The organism is Neglectibacter sp. X4 (assembly GCF_009917365.1).
In the GTDB taxonomy this organism is placed as follows: Bacteria; Bacillota; Clostridia; order Oscillospirales; family Acutalibacteraceae; genus Acutalibacter.
In genome coordinates this window covers 1-695 of the sequence record NZ_QWLE01000245.1, presented here as the reverse complement: position 1 = coordinate 695, position 695 = coordinate 1, and the positions used below count along the sequence as shown (strand labels likewise).

2 protein-coding genes are annotated in these 695 nt (G+C 55.1%); both read right to left on the bottom strand.

Going from position 1 to position 695, the window contains the following annotated elements:
* Positions 1–276: hypothetical protein (locus D1841_RS20040; RefSeq protein ID WP_166554359.1), on the bottom strand; the 276-nt coding region annotated here is incomplete at its 3' end.
* Positions 277–326: 50 nt separating this feature from the next.
* The coding region (locus D1841_RS20035; protein WP_237077189.1) for a DUF6017 domain-containing protein at positions 327–695 on the bottom strand (369 nt) is incomplete at its 5' end.

The following is a 695-nucleotide window of genomic DNA, read 5'->3' as shown; positions in this document are numbered from 1 at the left end:
TTCAGCGGTGGCAATATCGTTTTTGACCGTTTCATCGGTCGAGTGTCCGCAGACCACCAGCACATGGGAGCGGCGCAGGTAATCTCTGGCGATGTCGATTCCGTCCTTGTGTTCCTGGGGGATTTCATCTTTCAAAAACAGCGGCAGGAACAAAACGGGGCAGACGGGGGAATATCCGGCGTCATACACCTGGCGGCAGTAGCTGGCGGCGCTTGCCGCGTTTTCGTGGGGGTTCTTGCTCCAGGGAGCGGTGATATACGCAAGCGGTCGTTTCATAACAGATTCCTTTCTCCCGGCAGTTCCGGGCAGACAAAAACGGCCAGCTTTCAGAAGCCGCCGTACATATCGTGGTTGACCTGTGAGGTGTAATGGTTGCTCATGGTGGTGGGCGCGTTGAACAACACCGTCAAAAGGTATTGTTTCATGTTCCGTACCTCGGTGGTGTTCTTTTGCAGGCAGTCCATGACAAACTCGATGTGGGAGCTGTCCAGCTTCAGGAAGCGGGAACGCACCACCTCATGGGGGAAGTCCGCCCCGGCAATCCGGGTGGTCTTACGCTTCGCGCAGACGGTTTCCACCAGAAGCTCCACGATCTCGTCCAAGTCCTCCCGGTAGGTTCCAAACCGCTGTTTGAGGCAGTCATACTCGATATTCTCCAAAATCAGCTCCCGATAACTTTCCATCTCTGTCAGTGA